The sequence below is a fragment of the Spirillospora sp. NPDC049652 genome, from assembly GCF_040675125.1.
Classification (GTDB): Bacteria; Actinomycetota; Actinomycetes; order Streptosporangiales; family Streptosporangiaceae; genus Spirillospora.
Window position 1 is genome coordinate 1 of the sequence record NZ_JBFAOF010000059.1, and the last position, 17,458, is coordinate 17,458.

Consider the following 17,458-nt stretch of genomic DNA (forward strand, 5'->3'; position numbering starts at 1 on the left):
TCACGATGGTGATCTGCATGGTGGCCGGCACGTCGGTGATCATGTGGCTGGGTGAGCTGGTGACCGACCGGGGTGTCGGCAACGGCATGTCGATCCTGATCTTCACGCAGGTCGTGGCGGTGTTCCCGTCCCAGTTCTGGTCGATCTACAAGGCCAAGGGCGGGTTCGTGTTCACGCTGGTGATCGTGGTGGGTCTGGCGATCATGGCGGGTGTGGTGTTCGTCGAGCAGGCGCAGCGGCGGATCCCGGTGCAGTACGCCAAGCGGATGGTCGGGCGCCGGATGTACGGCGGGACCTCGACCTACATTCCGCTGAAGGTCAACCAGGCGGGCATCATCCCGGTCATCTTCGCCTCGTCGCTGCTGTACCTGCCGGTGCTGGCGACGCAGCTGTGGCCGAACGTCAAGTGGCTGCAGAAGGTCCAGCCGTACCTGCACCAGGACAACCCCTGGCACATGACGGTCTTCTTCGTCTTCATCATCTTCTTCACCTACTTCTACGTCGCGATCACCTTCAACCCCACTGAGGTCGCCGACAACATGAAGAAGTATGGTGGGTTCATCCCAGGTATCCGTCCGGGTCGGCCGACCGCCGAATATCTGGACTACGTGCTGACCCGGATCACCACTCCGGGCGCGCTCTACCTGGGGCTCGTCGCGCTGATTCCCATGGTGGCGTTCGCCATGCTGAACGCCACGCAGGACTTCCCCTTCGGCGGGACGAGCATTCTGATCGTCGTCGGCGTCGGACTGGATACCGTGAAGCAGATCGAATCTCAGCTCCAGCAGCGCAACTACGAAGGCTTCCTGCGGTAGATGCGTATCGTTCTTGTGGGCCCCCCGGGAGCGGGCAAGGGGACGCAGGCCCAGTTCATCGCGTCGCATCTGTCGATCCCGAAAATCTCGACGGGTGACATCTTCCGCGCCAACATCAACGAGCGCACCGAGCTCGGCACGCTGGCCAAGGAGTACATGGACCGGGGCGACCTGGTACCGGACGAGGTCACCGTCAACATGGTGCGCGACCGGCTCCAGCAGGAGGACGCCGTCGACGGCTTCCTGCTGGACGGGTTCCCGCGCAACGTGCCGCAGGCCGAGACCCTGAAGAAGATGCTCGCCGAGTGGGACACCCGGCTGGACGTCGTCCTCGAACTCGTCGTGGACGAGGACGAGGTTGTCCGGCGGCTGTCCGGCCGGCGGCAGTGCCCGCAGTGCAGCCGCATCTGGCACATCGACTTCGACGACAAGCGGGACGGCGTCTGCGACGACTGCGGCGGAACGCTGTACCAGCGCGACGACGACCGCGAGGAGGTCGTCCGGCACCGCCTGGAGGTCTACGCGGAACAGACCGCGCCGCTCGTCCAGTTCTATTCTGATGAGGGCATCCTGCGCGGCATCGACGCGACCGGACCGGTCGAGGACGTCACCCGGCGGGCCCTGGACGCGCTGCGTCCGTTCGAGAAGTAGATCGCCGGGCAGGCGGGAGTCGGGATTCCCCCCGAGGCCCTGGCCGCCCCTGGGGGAGTGACAGTGTTCAAACGGCGCAAGCCCGCCATCCAGATCAAGACGCCCGAGCAGCTCGAGCTCATGCGGGCGGCCGGCCTCCTGGTCGGCCGCACGCTGGAGCTGCTGCGCGAGGCGGTGAAGCCCGGCATGTCCACGCTGGACCTGGACAGGCTGGCCGAGCAGCACATCCGGGACAACGGCGGCATCCCGTCGTTCAAGGGCTACCACGGGTTCACCGGCACGATCTGCGCCTCGGTCAACGAGGAGATCGTGCACGGCATCCCGCGTCCGGACAAGACGCTGCGCGACGGGGACGTCATCTCGATCGACTGCGGCGCGATCGTCGAGGGCTGGCACGGCGACTCCGCGATCACCGTCCCGGTGGGGGAGATCACTCCCGAGCTGCGCAAGCTGCTGGACGTGACCGAGACGTCCATGTGGCACGGCCTGGCGGCGGGCGTCGTCGGGGCGCGGCTGACCGACATGTCCCACGCGATCGAGTCCTACGTCCGCTCCCAGGGCGACTACGGGATCGTCGAGGGCTACGGCGGGCACGGCATCGGCACCGAGATGCACATGGACCCGCTGATCCCGAACCACGGCGCTCCCGGGCACGGCCCGGTGCTGGAGGCGGGCATGTGCTTCGCCGTCGAGCCGATGGTCAACCTCGGCACCAAGGACACCGACGAGCTCGAGGACGGCTGGACCGTGATCACCACGGACGGCGGGGCCTCGGCGCACTTCGAGCACACGTTCGCCGTGACGCCCGAGGGCCCGCGCGTGCTGACCGCGCTGGACGAGGGCCGGGAGTGGTTCGCCAAGCTCGGCCTCTGACCGCCCGTCCGGCCGCCCGTGCAGGCGGTCGATGCCGGGGCCCGGCGGGCGCGGGCGGTCGCCGAAGGGTGTCGCCAGGTACCGGTCCCAAGGTGCACCGGGCTCCCTTGAGGGCACCGCGCATCCTTGGGCACTCTGGAGGTAGCGGCGGATCGCACTTCCGCCGCCACCGACGACGCTGAAGGGGTCGTGATGGCGCCCAATCCTGATTTCCGAGCCTCGGACGCCGACCGGGACCGGGTGGCCGCCAGCCTGCGCGAGCACACCGCGGAGGGCCGGCTCACCATGAACGAGCTCGAGGAGCGCCTGGAGGCGACCTACGGGGCGAGGACCATGGGCGAGCTGGAGCGGGTGACCGCCGACCTGCCCGAGGCCGACCTGCACCACCGGCCGATTCCGGCCTACCAGCGCGCGACGGTCGCGCCGAAGTCGCGCGGCGGGACGGTCTGGTACGGGACGCGCGCCATGTGGGCCGCCTGGGCCGTCGTCGTCGGGGTGAACCTGGCGATCTGGGCGATCCTCGCGGTGACCTCGCCGGTCGTCCCGTACCCCTGGTGGCTGTGGGTCGCCGGTCCGTGGGGCGTGATGCTGCTGGCCCGGAGCCTGTTCGGGACCGACCGGCGCCGGTGACCGGCCGCCGAGCCGGCGCCGACGAGAACCGGAGTGGACGAGAAGAGGCCCCCGCCGAACCCGGCGGGGGCCTCTTCCGCGTTCTCGCGGCGGTTCAGTCGACCTCCATCAGCGGGCGGTAGTTGCCCGTGGGGACGAAGTGGCTGACCGCCGACTCGCCCTCGATCAGGTGGATCGCGAAGCCCGCGGGCTCGCCCGTCAGCGCGCCCCGGCCCGGCTGGGTGAGGTCGAGGAAGAGCTGGCGGTAGGTGCTGGACGTGGTGGTGCAGGACGTCCCGGCCAGGCTGCCGGCCGAGCTGCGGTGCACGTGCCCGCTGATCACCCGGACGACCTGCCGGTGCCGCTTGAGGATCTCGGCGAGGCCCTCGGTGCCGGACAGGCCCGTGTCGTCGATGAACCGGATGCCGATCCGGTACGGCGGGTGGTGGGTGGCGACCACGGTCGGGACGTCCGGTCGCTCGGCGAGCGTCGCGTCCAGCCAGGCCAGCCGTTCGACGTCGAGTTCGCCGGAGGCCGAGCCGGGGATCGTGGTGTCGCAGCAGACCAGCCGGATGCCGGCGACGTCCACGGCGTACTGCACCGGCGCGCCGGGGCCGCCGCTGCCCGCCACGGCGGGGTGGTCGCGGAAGGCGTGCCGCAGGGCGTCCCGGTCGTCGTGGTTGCCGGGCAGCGGGTAGACGGCCATCGGCAGCGGGGACAGCAGCGCGTGCAGCCGGGCGTACTCGATCGGGCGGCCGCCGTCGGCCAGGTCGCCGGTCAGCACGACCGCGTCCGGCCGGGCGGGCAGCGCCAGCAGGCTGGACACGGCGGCGCGCAGCCCGCGGATCGGCCCCGAGGCGTCGTCCACCTCACCGTTCTGGCCGACCGCCAGATGGATGTCGCTGAGCTGCGCAATGATCGCCATTGATCCTCCCCCTCCTCCAAGCGAACCACGGACCGGACCGGTTCGCACGCCCCGTCGCCGCCCGCCCTCGGCGTCCGTGCCGGAGGGAGCGCTGACTCGATCTTTGCGCCGGTTTGACCGGCCTGTCGAGGCGGCCGGGCAAAGAATGATCACCGGTTCCGTCCGACCCCGGGACCGGTGGGGGAGACCATGCCCTTCCAGCGGCCCGGCGCGCGTGCCGCGCCGGCCTGCGCCCTGCTCCGGACCGCGCTCGCCGCCGCTCCGGCCGCTCGCGCGGACGACGGGGTGACGGTGAAGCCCCGGAAGGGACACCTTCGGGCGGGGCGGACGCTCACGATCATAGCCCCGGCGAACTGCGCCGATCCCGAGGCGCGTTCGGTCCCGGCCCCCGCTCCGGCCGCCGCCCGGGGCGGGACCGGCCGGCCGATCCGGACGCCGATGATCAAGACGGACACGGCCCCACCCCGCGAACATCACCGCCACCGGTCACATCAGACAGAACATGCTCACCTTCTGGCACACCTTCCGTTCCCCCTGCTCCTCACGGAACGCGGGGCGCGCGGCCAAACGATCAAGGTGTACGGCCCGGTTTCCGGGGGAGGCCGGTTGGAATCCCATCGTGGGCGGACGCCCGGAGGGCTTCGGCACGGCCGGGGCCCGCGGCCGGACGGAAATGCCCTCGGCGGGCGCTGGTTGGCGTTGTGGACGCGGAGGAGAGTGAATGGCTAGGCCATGCCGGGGACGGCGTCGTCGGCGGGCACGCTGCCTCCTGGCGGCCGCGCCGGGACTGTCCCGCCCAGTCCACGCCCGAGAAGTAGCGCGCCCCTCCCCGGCCCCCGGACGCCCCTTCTCTCACCCGCTCGGCTTCTCCGCCTGTGGGCTTGGGATTCGAAGCCACGCGGCCTTTCCGCTTCCCGAGGCCGTCCCGCCGAAACGGCTGGGCGCACCGGCGCCGCTGGGCGTCGCGCTGGCCCCGGCCATCCCGACACGGCTGCTGATCCCGGGGATCGGCGTGTCCGCCCCTCTCGGACGCGTCGGACGCGACGACTTCGGCGGGATCGAGCCGCCACCGTCAGGCGTCCCGAACCGCGCGGGCTGGCTCGCGTCCGGGCCGACCCCGGGCGAGCCGGGAGCCGCCGTGGTGCTCGACCGCCCGGACGCGGGGGCGGGACCGGCCGTCCTCGCGCGCCTGCCCGAGATGCGGGCAGGCGGGATCATCGCGGTGGCCCGGCTGGACGGCACGGTCGCGGTGTTCCGCATGACCCGCGCCGAACAGGTGCCGAAGGGCCGGTTCAGCGAGGCGCGGGTGCTGCTGGGCGGAACCGTCCCGGAACTGAGGCTGATCACCTGCGCCGGACGGTTCGACCACGTCAGACGCGCGTATGACGACGATCTCATCGTCTATGCGACGTTCGCGGCCGCCTACCGGACCGCGGACCTGGCCGCCATGTCCCGCGGCTGACCCATCCTGAGCCCCGCGGGCGGGGCGGGCGGCGAGGGTCAGGCCACGTGCGTGAGGACGGCGCTGAGCGCCGACGTGACGTCCTCGGGGGCGGGGGCTATGTCCGGGACCACGTCGCGGAGCGCGAGCCAGCCGTTGATGGCCTGGGTGGTCGGACGGGCCTCGCGGAGCTGGGGGTCCTCGATGTCGTACCAGGCGGCGATCTTGGACCAGCGCCAGAGCCGGTGCCCGCCGGTCGACATCTCCGAGGCCGGGAAGCCGCCCGGCCCCCGCGCGCCGGTGATCGACAGCCGCACCGACTCCACGGACCGCCGCACCCGTTCGGCGATGTCCCGGATCGTCAGCAGCGGGTCGGCCTCGACCTGGCGGACGTGCAGCCCGGGAGCGGCGGCCTCCAGGTGGGCGACGACCTGCATGACGGCCTCGGCGAGGGTCGTCGCGTGCCAGGTGGCGGTGGCGTTGCCCGCCCGTCCGGCGTGCTGGGGCTCGGTGATGATGGAGACCGTGACCTGACCGTGGGTGCGGTCGAAGAGCGGGTCCAGCTCTTCCTCGTAGAGGGGACGGCTGAGGATCAGCGCGAAGTCATAGCTCGGCATCCGTCCTCCCCTGGTCGTTCGTCCTCCTGGAAAGGTACAACGCGCGAGCGCTGTATGCTTGTGTCGGGAGCAGTATCCGGTGCCGGGTCGTGGGATGATTTCGCGTTCCACCGCCCGGTGACGTACACTCTTGTGTCGGTCCGTGTTCGGCCGCCTTGAATCCCTGCTTTGGCGCGTGTGTGTGCCCGGGCCTGGGTGCGGCCGGGGTTTCTCCACTCCGTCGGCGATCTCCAGATCCCCATGACGTGAGCGGTGACGGCGCGGGCCGCGTCCAATGAGCCGATCAGCGAAGCGCGGAGGACATGCCCAAGAAGGAAGGCGCCATCGAGATCGAGGGCACCGTCATCGAGTCCCTCCCGAACGCCATGTTCCGGGTTGAGCTGGACAACGGGCACAAGGTGCTCGCCCACATCAGCGGCAAGATGCGGATGCACTACATCCGGATCCTGCCGGACGACCGCGTCGTCGTGGAGCTGAGCCCCTACGACCTCACGCGCGGTCGGATCGTCTACCGCTACAAGTAGTCACTGGGGTTGCCTCTCGCGTGTGTGGCGGCACGCGGGTGACCCTGTACCCATAGGAGACCCAGTGAAGGTCAAGCCGAGCGTCAAGAAGATCTGCCAGAAGTGCCGCGTCATTCGCCGGCACGGCCGGGTCATGGTCATCTGCTCCGACCCGCGCCACAAGCAGCGTCAGGGCTGACGCCCACCCACTGATCCACGCATCGCAGCCTTCGCACGCGGTCGCCGTACGGCCCGGTCGAACAAGATCGGGTCGTACGGCACCGTCGTGTGAAGGGGCCACCCCCGGACGGAGGCCGGGGCCGCCACCCGAAACGAGTTCCGGGTGTGTGCGGACGCGATGCGCCCACACCTCCGTCTACGAAGGGAACCGCCAGAGATGGCACGCCTCCTCGGCGTCGACCTCCCGCGCGACAAGCGCGTGGAGATCGCTCTCACCTACATCTTCGGCATCGGTCGCACCCGCGCCCAGGAGACGCTGGAGAACACCGGCGTCGACCCGAACACGCGGGTCCACCAGCTCAGCGACGACGACCTGGTGAAGCTCCGCGACTGGATGGAAGCCAACTACAAGACCGAGGGTGACCTCCGTCGCGAGATCCAGGCCGACATCCGCCGCAAGATCGAGATCGGCTGCTACCAGGGCATTCGGCACCGCCGCGGTCTGCCCGTGCACGGTCAGCGGACGCAGACGAACGCGCGTACCCGCAAGGGCAAGAAGAAGACCGTGGCCGGCAAGAAGAAGGCCGGCAAGAAGTAGTAGTCCGCCGGGACTCATCCGTCCCGGACGGATCGACGACCTCAGAGGAAGAGAGCAGAGATGCCTCCCAAGAGCCGTGTCGGCGCGAAGAAGGTGCGCCGCAAGGAAAAGAAGAACGTCGCTCACGGGCACGCCCACATCAAGAGCACGTTCAACAACACCATCGTCTCGATCACCGACCCCAACGGGAACGTGATCTCCTGGGCCTCGTCCGGCCACGTCGGCTTCAAGGGCTCCCGCAAGTCCACCCCGTTCGCCGCGCAGCAGGCCGCCGAGGCCGCCGCGCGCCGCGCGATGGAGCACGGGATGCGCAAGGTCGACGTGTTCGTCAAGGGTCCGGGCTCGGGCCGTGAGACCGCGATCCGCTCCCTCCAGGCCACCGGCCTCGAGGTGGGCTCGATCCAGGACGTCACGCCCGTTCCGCACAACGGCTGCCGCCCGCCGAAGCGTCGCCGGGTCTGAGCACCGTAGGGGAGATCACAGAACAATGGCTCGTTACACCGGTGCGGACTGCAAGCTCTGCCGCCGCGAGAAGATGAAGCTGTTCCTCAAGGGCAGCAAGTGCGAGGGCCCGAAGTGCCCGATCGAGATCCGGCCCTACCCGCCGGGTGAGCACGGGCGCGGTCGTCCCAAGGAGACCGAGTACCTGCTCCAGCTCCGCGAGAAGCAGAAGGCCAAGCGCATCTACGGCATTCTCGAGCGGCAGTTCTCGAACTACTACGTCGAGGCCAACCGCCAGCAGGGCAAGACGGGTGACAACCTGCTCTCGCTGCTGGAGCGCCGCCTGGACAACGTCGTGTACCGCGCGGGCTTCGCCAAGTCCCGCGACATGGCCCGCCAGCTGATCCGGCACGGCCACATCCGGGTGAACGGCAAGAAGGTCGACATCCCGAGCTTCCTCGTCTCCGAGGCCGACATCGTGGACGTCAAGTCCAAGTCGCTCGAGATGACGCCGTTCCAGGTCGCCAAGGCCGAGGCCGGCGAGCGCCAGGTTCCGGCCTGGCTGGGTGTGGACGCCGAGCGGATGCGCATCTTCGTGCACTCGCTGCCGGTCCGCCAGCAGATCGACGCTCCCGTCCAGGAGCAGCTGATCGTCGAGCTCTACTCCAAGTAAGGGCTCACCGGGCCCCTCGCGGGCCCACCGGGTTCGCACGGACCCGCCCGGCCCCGCCGCGAGGCGGGGCCACCGGGTCTCCGCCCCACGGCGGAGACCCGTTCGTCTCGCCGCCCGCCCGCGCCGACGCGTGGACGGGCGGCGGACAGGGAAGAACTCCACCTGCGGTCGTCATATAGCGGGCACCGCGGAAAGAAGGAAAACCCATGCTCATCGCTCAGCGTCCCACCCTCACCGAGGAGCAGGTCGACGAGTACCGGTCGCGGTTCACCATCGAGCCGCTGGAGCCGGGCTTCGGCTACACGATCGGCAACTCGCTCCGCCGCACCCTGCTGTCGTCCATCCCCGGAGCCGCTGTCACCAGCATCCGGATCGAGGGCGTCCTGCACGAGTTCTCCACCGTTCCGGGGGTGAAGGAGGACGTCACCGACATCATCCTGAACCTCAAGGAGCTCGTCGTCTCGTCCGAGCACGACGAGCCGGTGGTCATGTACCTGCGCAAGCAGGGCCCCGGCGAGGTCACCGCGGCCGACATCGCGCCGCCGGCGGGCGTGGAGGTCCACAACCCGGACCTGCACATCGCCACCCTGAACAACAAGGCCAAGCTGGAGATGGAGCTGACGGTCGAGCGCGGCCGCGGCTACGTCTCGGCCGCCCAGAACAAGCAGCCGGGCCAGGAGATCGGCCGGATCCCGATCGACTCCATCTACTCGCCCGTGCTGAAGGTCACCTACAAGGTCGAGGCGACCCGAGTCGAGCAGCGCACCGACTTCGACCGCCTCATCCTGGACGTGGAGACCAAGGCCGCGATGCTGCCGCGCGACGCGGTGGCCTCGGCCGGCAAGACCCTCGTCGAGCTGTTCGGCCTGGCCCGGGAGCTCAACGTCGAGGCCGAGGGCATCGACATGGGCCCGTCCCCGACGGACGCCGCGCTCGCCGCGGACCTGGCCCTGCCGATCGAGGAGCTGAACCTCACGGTCCGCTCCTACAACTGCCTCAAGCGCGAGGGCATCCACTCCGTGGGCGAGCTGGTGGCCCGCAGCGAGCAGGACCTCCTGGACATCCGCAACTTCGGCGCGAAGTCCATCGAGGAGGTCAAGCAGAAGCTCAACGACATGGGCCTCTCGCTGAAGGACTCCCCGCCCGGGTTCGACCCGTCCGCCGCCGCCGACAACTACGGCGACGACGACGGCGGCTACGCCGAGACCGAGCAGTACTGATCCCGGCATACCGTTAACACGTCCATCTGACCCGCCGCCGGTACCTGGTACGGCCGGCGCGGAGATTTGCCACCGGTTCCTGACCCGGCCGGTGCAAGAAGGGAACGACCATGCCTCAGCCCACCAAGGGCGCCCGTCTGGGCGGCAGCGCGGCTCACCAGAAGCTGCTTCTGGCGAACCTGGCGACCTCGCTGTTCGAGCACGGCCGCATCACCACCACCGAGGCCAAGGCCCGCCGCCTGCGTCCGCTGGCGGAGAAGCTGATCACCAAGGCCAAGAAGGGCGACCTGCACAACCGTCGCCTGGCCGCCAAGACGATCCGGGACAAGGGCGTGCTGCACACCCTGTTCACCGAGATCGCCCCGGCGATGGCCGAGCGCCCCGGCGGCTACACCCGGATCACCAAGCTGGGCCCGCGCAAGGGCGACAACGCCCCCATGGCGGTCATCGAGCTGGTGACCGAGCCGGTGTCGGCGTCGTCCCGTCCGGCCACCGCGGCCCCGGCGCAGGCCGAGGCCCCGGCGGAGACCCCGGCCGAGACCACCGAGGCCAAGGCCGAGGGCTCCCAGGCCAAGCTCGAGGAGAGCGCGGAGTAAGGACCCTCCGGGGATCTTTCTCGCTCGACATGTGAGGGCCCGCCGTCCCCCTACGGGACGGCGGGCCTGATCTTTGAGAGAATGGATCACATGGTCAGGGGGGCGATGATGCACTGGGGCACTCCACCGGAGGGGGACCGCCCGGCGCCGGGCGTCCGCCCCGGCGGGACACGCGAGGACTGGTTGGACGCGCTATGGCCGATGGACCGGCCGACGGACCGGACGACGGACAGGACAAGGAACCCCCGCCACCCATGACCGCTCTCGTACGACTCCGGCTCGACATCGGCTACGACGGGTCGGACTTCGCGGGCTGGGCCCGGCAGCCCGGCCAGCGCACCGTCCAGGGCGTGATCGAGGACGCCCTCGCCCGCGTGCTGCGCCTCGACCCGCCGCCGGTGCTGACCGTCGCCGGGCGCACCGACGCGGGCGTGCACGCGCGCGGGCAGGTCGCGCACGTGGTGGTGCCCGTCGCCGCGTACTCGGCGATCAACGGCACGCTGCCACGCCGCCTCGCCGGGCTGCTACCGCCGGACGTGCGGGTCTGGCGCGTCACGACCGCCCCCGAGGGCTTCGACGCGCGGTTCTCCGCGCTGGCGCGCCGCTACGCCTACCGTGTCTGCGACGATCCCGTCGGTGTGGACCCGCTGCGCCGCCACGACGTCCTGTGGCACCCGCGTCCGCTCGACATCGACCGGATGAACGCCGCCACCAGGCTGATGCTGGGCGAGCACGACTTCGCCGCGTTCTGCCGCAAGCGCGAGGGCGCGACGACCATCCGCGAGCTGCAGGTCTTCGAGTGGAACCGGGAGGCCCGGCACCTGGCGGTCGCCACGGTGAAGGCCGACGCGTTCTGCCACTCGATGGTCCGCGCGCTGGTCGGCGCGATGCTGGTCGTCGGGGACGGCCGGCGCGCGATCGACTGGCCCGCCGAGGTGCTGGGCGCGCGGGTCCGGGACTCGGCGGTGAACGTCGCCCCGGCCCACGGCCTGTCCCTGGAGGAGATCTCCTACCCGGACGACGCCGATCTGGCCGTCCGGGCGCAGCAGACCCGGCGGGTCCGGACACTGTCCAGCTGAGCCCGGCTGCGCCTGCTTCTGCGGCGGGCGTCCAGGCTGCTGGTGAGGTGCTGAACGTGACGCGCCCGGTGCCATTGGGCACCGGGCGCGTTTTTTGGTCTCAGGAGCCGGTCAGCCGCGTGCTCGGGCGTCGAGGGCCTTGGTCCCGTAGTCGAGGAACTGTTGCGCCAGGCCCTTGATCTGGGTGTCCTGGGGCGTGATGCGGGTTCCATCGGTGTAGGTCGCGTACGCGTATGCGACGTAGCGGCCTCGAACGGTGGCGGCAGCGTAACCGCCCGCGCCGTCGATATCGGGCGTCCGTGGACCGCTGAGCCCCCGGAACCATTCGTACTTCCCTGGGTTCCCCGCGCGGCTCACCCGCACGGCGGCGTCGTGGTTCGGCAGGACGGCGACGCCGCTGGTGACGGCGAACTTCTTGTCGTCGCTGACGAACGTCACCCGCACGACGGAGCGGCAGCCGTCGTGCGCGAGCGCCTCGGCCATCGAGCCGCGCGCGGTCAGGCCGCACTGGTGGTTGACCGACGACCGGTCCCGCTGGAAGGCGTGCCCGCCGAGCTGGACGGCGGGCGCCGGGAACACCTCGGTCAGCGCCAGCGGCTTCGTGTCGGTCTTCTCACTGTTGATGTCCACAGGGTGATGGACGGGCGCGCTCGGCGACGCTCCGGCGGGCCGGCTGGGGGACGCTCCGGCCTGCGGGTTGTCCTTGACCTTCGTCTTGCTCCCGTCGCCGCCGCCCAGCGCCGCGCTCGCTGCGAGGGCGCCGACGACCACGATCACCGCCGCTGCGACGCCGCCGCCGAGCAGGAGCCGCTTGCGCTTCTTGTCCTGGTCGGAGGCCGTCCGGGCGTCCGGGCGTTCGCCGAGCGGGCCGGGCGGGAAGGGCAGCGGCCCGGTGTTGCCGTCGTTCGGGGCGTGCGGTCCGTTCGGACCGTTCGGGCCAGGGAACGGTGGCGGGGGCGCGACCATGGTGGCCTGCGCCGCGCCCGATGCGCTCGGCGCGTTCGCCGCGGCCTGGGCCGGGGCGGCCTGCATCGGCGGGACGGTCGGCATGTCGGTGACCGTCGCCGGACCGCCCTGCTTCGGGGCGTCGGCGACGGTGCGCTCGGAGGGCGGCAGGACCACCGCAGGCGGCAGCGCCACACCGGGCGGCAGGATCGCGTCCGGCGTGAGGACGGGCCCGGACGAGCGGCTGTCGGTGTTGGCCGCGTTAGCCGCGTTGACCGCCATCGACGCCGTATGCGCCGCGTCCACCGTGTTCGCTGTGCTCGCCGTGGGAGCGGCCAGCGGCAGCGGAACGTCCGCGACCTGCGGCGCGACCTCTGCCGGAGGCTGCGGCCCGGTGCCGGTTCCCGGAGGCAGGACGGGCGTGCCGTCCGGGACGGTCTCCCGGGCGGGACGCGGCGTCGGCTCGGGGGTGGCCGGGCGCGGGGCCGGGTCGGAGACGCCCTGGCCCGCGACCAGCCGGTCGTTCGTCGCCGGAGCCGCCGAGGTGCCGGCGTCGGCGTCGGCGCCGGTGGCCTGCGGGGCGGGGGGCTCTGGACGGGTGGGTTCCTCGGGTTCCGGCTCGTCCGAGTCGGTGGACTCCGCGGCCCACCAGGGGGCCTGGAGCCGGAACGGGGTCGGGATGCGGGGTTGGCCGCCAGCGGGCGCCGGTTCGTCATGGCCGAAGCTCGGCGGCGCGGAGGGGGCGGGGTTGGAGGGGGGGGGGTCCGCCGCCGCCTCGGCGGGACGGATCTCGTCAGGTTCAGGCATGGGGGTTCATGTCCTCGTGCCGATCAGCTCCGGTAGGGCTTGCCCTCGGTCTCCCGGTAGTGCAGCGCCACGCCGAGGCCGCTGCCCTGGATCACCTGCTGGCCGAAGTCGGAGACGTCCTTGTGCGCGCTGTCGGCGATCTTCTTGCCGTCCGGGCGCTGCACCCAGGTCATGACCAGGTAGTGGCCCCGTGCTTCGGCGGTGCCGAGGGCGAGCCCGGTGCCGATCTTCTTGGTGTTGCCGGCGCCCGGCAGCGGCTTCAGGTAGGCGTCCTTCGCGGCCGCCGCCCGCACCGCCGTCTTGGCCGCGGTCTCGGTCTTGAGGTTGAAAACTCCGACGGTGCCGATCAGCTTGCCGTCGCCGCGCGTGTAGGTGGCGCGGAGCACCTGGGAGCAGCCGCCCTTCTTCACTGACGCGGTCAGGGACGTCCCGCCGACCGCACCGGTGCAGGTCTTGGCGGCGTTCCAGCCGGTCCGCTTGTACTTCTCGCCCGCGCCGCGGAACGCGGACTTGCCGAAGATCTCGCTCAGGGTCAGCGGGCTGGGGTCGGTGGCCCGGGACTTCAGCTTCACCGGGCTGAGGGACGGGGAGGGCGCGCTGGACGGCGTGGAGGCCGCCGTCGGCGCGGGCTTGTTCGCCGCCGTGTTCGTCTTGCCCTTCGGCTTCGGGTCGTCCTTGAACATGGACGCCGCGGCGACGCCGCCGCCGATCAGCACGACGCCGGCCACGGCCGCGCCGCCGATGATCAGCGGCAGGTTGCGCTTCTTCGCCTTGCCCGGGGGCGGGCCCGCGACGTGCTGGTCGAAACCGCCGCCGGGGCCGAAGCCCTCGGGACCGCCGGGGCCGGCGGGACCACCGGGCCCGGGCTCGCCCGGCCCGAAGCCGCCGCCCCCGCCGAAGCCGTTCCCGTCGCCGAAGCCCTGCTGGGGGCCCCCGAAGCCGTCGTGGTCGCCGTGGCCCGCTCCGCCGAACCCCTGCGGGGCGTCGTCGAAGCCCTGCGGGGAGCCGCCGAACGAGGGCGGTCCGCCGAAGGCGGCCGTGCCGTTGGGGTCGCCGAGCGCGGCGGTCCCGTTCGGGTCGCCGTGGCCGGACGCGGCGTGCGGCGGCTCGGCCGCCAGACCGCCCGGGGGCGCGCCGAAGGAACCGGGGGCGAACCGGTTCTGGTCGTCATCCCACGAGACCGGCGCGGACTCCGCGCCGCCGGGACCGTGGGGCTGTCGCGGGGCGCGATCGGAAGGCCGGCCACCGTTGTCGCCTGTGTCACCGGGGTAACCCATGGCTTGGACCCTACCGTTCCTCATTCATGGCTCTGGACCCATCGGCACACCCACCATGACATGGGGGCGAACCGGGCGCCGCCGGTTTCGGGAACCTCGCGCGACGCCCGGGCGCGCTCACTTCCAGCCGAAGTCCTGCGTCCACAGCGGCCCGCCCGGACCGTCCGCGCGGCCGACACCGAGCGCCTTCAAGCCGCAGTTCAGGATGTTGGCGCGGTGTCCGGGGCTGTTCATCCAGCCCTTCATGACCGAGGCGGCGTCGGAGTAGCCCTTGGCGATGTTCTCCGCGCCCGGCTGCGTGTAGCCCTGGCGCCGGATCCGGTCCCAGGGGCTGTCGCCGTTCTTGGAGTCGTGGCTGAAGTAGCCGCGGGTCGCCATGTCCTGCGAGTGCAGGCGGGCGGCCTTGGTGAGGCGCGAGTCCAGGCGCAGCGGCGAGCACCCCGCCTTCGCGCGCTGCTGGTTGGTGAGCCGGAAGACGGCCGCCTCGGACGCGGTCGCGGTGGTCCCGCCTCCGCCGCCGGAACCTCCCGAGCCGCCGTTTCCGCCGGAGCCGGACCCGGAGCCGCCTCCGCTGCCCGGCCTGCTCGGGGAGGAGCCTCCGCCGGTTCCGCTGCCGGGCTTGGAGGTCGTGGGCTTCGAGCTGGGCTTCTTCGTGCTCGGCTTCGGCTTGGGCGCCTTGCTGGGGGTCTTGGACGGCCTCCGGGACGGGCTGCCGCTGGGCGAGCCGTCCGGCTGCGCGCCGCCTTCGCCGTCGAGCGTCGCCTGCGGCTTGGCCGCGGCGGTCGGCTTGCGGTCGCCGTCGTCCGAGGTGAGCTGGTTCACGGCCACGCCCGCGCCGACGACCAGGGCCATCGCCCCGGCCGCGCCGGCGATGATCAGCGGCGTCCGGCGCTTGCGGGAGGGGCCGCCGCCGGGAGGGGCGTCCCAGAAGTCCCGCCGGCCGGGACCGCCGGGACCGCCAGGGCCGCCGGGGCCTTCCGAACCGTAGGGGCCGGCAGGGATCTGCTCGGTGCGTCCGGTGGGGGAGTAGGCGAGCCGGTCGCCCTCCTCGGGGACGTGGGCCAGGGTGGCGTCCGCCGGGCCGTAACCGTGGGTTCGCGAAGCCTCGGCGTCGGACGGGCGGTGCCGTTCGTGCTCCAGCGGACGGGGGCCGGCGGGTGGCGCGAACCGGTCCGGAGCTCCGGCGGGCGGCCCGAAGCGGTACGGGTCCGCCGAGCCGAAGGCGTCACTGCCCGAACCGCCGGAAGGGCCGGAGGCCGGGCCGCCGAAGGACTGGCCGCCGGGGTAGGGGCCGGTGGAAGGGGGGCCACTGGCCGTGTGGCGTCCTGGGCCGTCCCGGTTGGGGTCGTCCGTCCGGGGGTCTCGGGGACGGGACGAGCGGGAGGCGCGGCGGGGAGGGCGCATCGATGCTCCTGGGGGCCGGGCCGGCACGCTGCCGGCGAGGGAGACCGGACGGGCGGCACCTTATCCATATATGGGACACAAAGGCTGCTGATCCGGGCCTGTTGATCTCGGCAAAGCCCGGATGCGGCCGGTTCGAGGGCCGGACGAGGGCGGGACGGGGTCGGGGCATGAGGCGGGATGGTGCATACTGGAGGATGGCCGGGAAAGTAGCCGTCGGCGGTTGACGAACGAGCACCTGAGCGCAGCGTGAGCACCGTGTAGCGGCCTCGCTTTGACCCGTGCCCGCGCGGCTGGATATGCTGCCCAGTCGCTGTATTGCGTGCCCGACCTCAAGGGGCGGGCGGCGATCACATCCGCGCGGCACGCCCGTCCCGCCTCCACAGGGCCGGGCGAGATCAACCGCCAGTCGACTAGAAACGAAGGTCTACGACCGTGCGCACGTACACCCCAAAGCCCGCTGACGTTCAGCGTCAGTGGCACGTCATCGACGCGACCGACGTCGTGCTGGGTCGGCTCGCGAGCCAGGCCGCGCAGCTGCTCCGGGGTAAGCACAAGGCGATCTACGCGCCGCACCTCGACACCGGTGACTTCGTCATCATCGTCAACGCCGACAAGGTGGCGCTGACCGGTAACAAGCTCCAGAACAAGCGCGCCTACCGGCACTCGGGCTACCCGGGCGGTCTCCGCTCGATGTCCTACGCCGACCTGCTCGCCAAGCACCCGGAGAAGGCCGTCGAGAAGGCGATCAAGGGCATGCTGCCCAAGAACACCCTCGGCCGCCAGATGCTCGGCAAGGTCAAGGTCTACGCCGGACCGGACCACCCGCACGCCGCGCAGAAGCCGGTCCCGTTCGAGATCACGCAGATCGCCCAGTAGCACCCCCGCCGTGCCCACCGGGTACGGCGTTCCCGATTCCGTGGCCGCCGGGGCACCCGTGACAGACGGGTCCGCCGCCCTGGCTAGAAGACCTCTGAGGAGAAAAGTGTCCGAGACCGGCACCGAGACGCCCGCCGAGGGCGTCGAGTACGACTCGTACGAAGACGCGCCGTCGGAGTACTCGACCGAGACCCCCGAGTCCGACAGCAGCACGCTCGGCCAGCCCATCGCCACGGGCCCCGCCGCCGCCACCGGCCGCCGCAAGGAGGCCATCGCGCGCGTCCGCATCGCCCCGGGCTCGGGCAAGTGGACCATCAACGGCCGCACCCTGGACCAGTACTTCCCGAACAAGGTCCACCAGCAGATCGTGAACTCGCCGTTCGTGCTGCTGGGTCTGGAGAACCAGTTCGACGTGATCTGCCGGGTCAACGGCGGTGGCACCACCGGCCAGGCCGGCGCCCTGCTCCTCGGGATCTCCCGGGCGCTCCAGTTCGCCAACATCGAGCACCGCCCGGCGCTCAAGAAGGCCGGGTTCCTCACCCGTGACGCGCGGGCGACCGAGCGCAAGAAGGCCGGTCTCAAGAAGGCCCGCAAGGCGCCGCAGTACAGCAAGCGCTAAGCGTTCCGATCGAGCCGCCGTGTCCCGTGTGGCACGCCCCCGACCCCCGTTCGCCGCGGGGTCGGGAGGCGTCCGCGGGCGCGGCGGCTCGTTCGCATTTCACGGGGACGGGCGGGACGCGCCGCATCCGGGGCGCGGCCGCCATCGCGGACTACATTGAGCGTGCCGACGTGCGGGGTCGGGGTCCCCGCGCCCGGCCGGGCTAGGAGTTGATCGTGGGTCGTCTGTTCGGAACCGACGGGGTGCGCGGGCTCGCCAACCGCGACCTCACCGCGCCGCTCGCCATGGAACTGTCGGTCGCGGCCGCGC

Annotated in this window: 20 protein-coding genes; 15 read left to right on the forward strand and 5 right to left on the reverse strand. The window is 71.5% G+C overall.

Features of this window, described 5'->3' with window-relative positions:
• From secY to AB0J52_RS06900, 4 genes are all read left to right on the forward strand, one after another.
• Nucleotides 1-815 (forward strand): preprotein translocase subunit SecY (gene secY, locus AB0J52_RS06885; protein ID WP_500180618.1); only part of this gene is annotated, 815 nt, incomplete at its 5' end.
• A complete protein-coding gene (locus AB0J52_RS06890) occupies nt 816-1,466 on the forward strand; it encodes an adenylate kinase (protein ID WP_500180619.1) in 651 nt (216 codons plus the stop codon). It abuts the gene before it with no gap.
• Between the two features lie 63 nt (nt 1,467-1,529).
• Complete coding sequence (gene map, locus AB0J52_RS06895; RefSeq protein ID WP_500180620.1) at nt 1,530-2,339, forward strand: type I methionyl aminopeptidase; 810 nt, start codon at nt 1,530-1,532, stop codon at nt 2,337-2,339.
• Between the two features lie 192 nt (nt 2,340-2,531).
• The gene (locus AB0J52_RS06900) at nt 2,532-2,969 is read left to right on the forward strand and encodes a DUF1707 SHOCT-like domain-containing protein (protein WP_500180621.1); all 438 of its coding nucleotides are present in this window, start codon (nt 2,532-2,534) and stop codon (nt 2,967-2,969) included.
• A gap of 94 nt (nt 2,970-3,063) precedes the next feature.
• On the opposite strand, the gene AB0J52_RS06905 is transcribed toward AB0J52_RS06900, so the two are convergent.
• Nucleotides 3,064-3,873, reverse strand: coding sequence for a phosphodiesterase (locus AB0J52_RS06905; RefSeq protein WP_500180622.1), 810 nt, complete (start codon nt 3,871-3,873; stop codon nt 3,064-3,066).
• A gap of 721 nt (nt 3,874-4,594) precedes the next feature.
• Here AB0J52_RS06905 and AB0J52_RS06910 point away from each other — a divergent pair.
• Nucleotides 4,595-5,335: a sortase domain-containing protein gene (locus AB0J52_RS06910; protein ID WP_500180623.1), complete on the forward strand. Its 741-nt coding sequence runs from the start codon at nt 4,595-4,597 to the stop codon at nt 5,333-5,335.
• A gap of 38 nt (nt 5,336-5,373) precedes the next feature.
• Here AB0J52_RS06910 and AB0J52_RS06915 read toward each other — a convergent pair whose 3' ends face one another.
• Nucleotides 5,374-5,931, reverse strand: a complete 558-nt coding sequence (locus AB0J52_RS06915; protein WP_500180624.1) for a hypothetical protein — start codon at nt 5,929-5,931, stop codon at nt 5,374-5,376.
• Nucleotides 5,932-6,233: 302 nt separating this feature from the next.
• Here AB0J52_RS06915 and infA point away from each other — a divergent pair, with 302 nt between their 5' ends.
• The 8 genes from infA to truA all read left to right on the forward strand — a co-directional run bounded on the left by infA (nt 6,234) and on the right by truA (nt 11,221).
• Nucleotides 6,234-6,455 (forward strand): translation initiation factor IF-1, encoded by a 222-nt coding sequence (gene infA / locus AB0J52_RS06920; protein ID WP_018657567.1) that lies wholly within the window; start codon nt 6,234-6,236, stop codon nt 6,453-6,455.
• A gap of 64 nt (nt 6,456-6,519) precedes the next feature.
• Nucleotides 6,520-6,633 carry a 50S ribosomal protein L36 gene (gene rpmJ / locus AB0J52_RS06925; protein WP_018657566.1) on the forward strand — a complete coding sequence of 38 codons (114 nt, stop codon included), beginning with the start codon at nt 6,520-6,522 and terminating at the stop codon, nt 6,631-6,633.
• 198 nt (nt 6,634-6,831) lie between these two features.
• Nucleotides 6,832-7,212: a 30S ribosomal protein S13 gene (gene rpsM, locus AB0J52_RS06930; protein WP_500180625.1), complete on the forward strand. Its 381-nt coding sequence runs from the start codon at nt 6,832-6,834 to the stop codon at nt 7,210-7,212.
• A 60-nt stretch (nt 7,213-7,272) separates the two neighbouring features.
• Nucleotides 7,273-7,674, forward strand: a complete 402-nt coding sequence (gene rpsK, locus AB0J52_RS06935) for a 30S ribosomal protein S11 (RefSeq protein WP_021596710.1) — start codon at nt 7,273-7,275, stop codon at nt 7,672-7,674.
• A gap of 25 nt (nt 7,675-7,699) precedes the next feature.
• Nucleotides 7,700-8,326: a 30S ribosomal protein S4 gene (gene rpsD / locus AB0J52_RS06940; RefSeq protein WP_500180626.1), complete on the forward strand. Its 627-nt coding sequence runs from the start codon at nt 7,700-7,702 to the stop codon at nt 8,324-8,326.
• A gap of 206 nt (nt 8,327-8,532) precedes the next feature.
• Entirely contained in the window at nt 8,533-9,546 is a 1,014-nt protein-coding gene (locus AB0J52_RS06945) for a DNA-directed RNA polymerase subunit alpha (RefSeq protein WP_026415301.1), read from the forward strand.
• A gap of 110 nt (nt 9,547-9,656) precedes the next feature.
• On the forward strand, nt 9,657-10,142 hold the full coding sequence (gene rplQ / locus AB0J52_RS06950) for a 50S ribosomal protein L17 (protein WP_500180627.1): 486 nt from the start codon (nt 9,657-9,659) through the stop codon (nt 10,140-10,142).
• A 254-nt stretch (nt 10,143-10,396) separates the two neighbouring features.
• Entirely contained in the window at nt 10,397-11,221 is an 825-nt protein-coding gene (gene truA, locus AB0J52_RS06955; RefSeq protein WP_500180628.1) for a tRNA pseudouridine(38-40) synthase TruA, read from the forward strand.
• 111 nt (nt 11,222-11,332) lie between these two features.
• Here the strand turns inward: truA and AB0J52_RS06960 are convergent, their stop codons facing one another.
• From AB0J52_RS06960 to AB0J52_RS06970, 3 genes are all read right to left on the reverse strand, one after another.
• The gene (locus AB0J52_RS06960) at nt 11,333-12,973 is read right to left on the reverse strand and encodes a hypothetical protein (RefSeq protein WP_500180629.1); all 1,641 of its coding nucleotides are present in this window, start codon (nt 12,971-12,973) and stop codon (nt 11,333-11,335) included.
• A gap of 23 nt (nt 12,974-12,996) precedes the next feature.
• A complete protein-coding gene (locus AB0J52_RS06965; RefSeq protein WP_500180630.1) occupies nt 12,997-14,250 on the reverse strand; it encodes a hypothetical protein in 1,254 nt (417 codons plus the stop codon).
• Between the two features lie 117 nt (nt 14,251-14,367).
• Nucleotides 14,368-15,654 (reverse strand): CAP domain-containing protein, encoded by a 1,287-nt coding sequence (locus AB0J52_RS06970; protein ID WP_500180631.1) that lies wholly within the window; start codon nt 15,652-15,654, stop codon nt 14,368-14,370.
• Between the two features lie 432 nt (nt 15,655-16,086).
• On the opposite strand from AB0J52_RS06970, the gene rplM reads away from it, so the two are divergent.
• Entirely contained in the window at nt 16,087-16,530 is a 444-nt protein-coding gene (gene rplM / locus AB0J52_RS06975) for a 50S ribosomal protein L13 (protein WP_500180632.1), read from the forward strand.
• 94 nt (nt 16,531-16,624) lie between these two features.
• Entirely contained in the window at nt 16,625-17,149 is a 525-nt protein-coding gene (gene rpsI, locus AB0J52_RS06980) for a 30S ribosomal protein S9 (protein WP_500180633.1), read from the forward strand.
• The last annotated feature ends 309 nt before the right edge of the window (nt 17,150-17,458 follow it).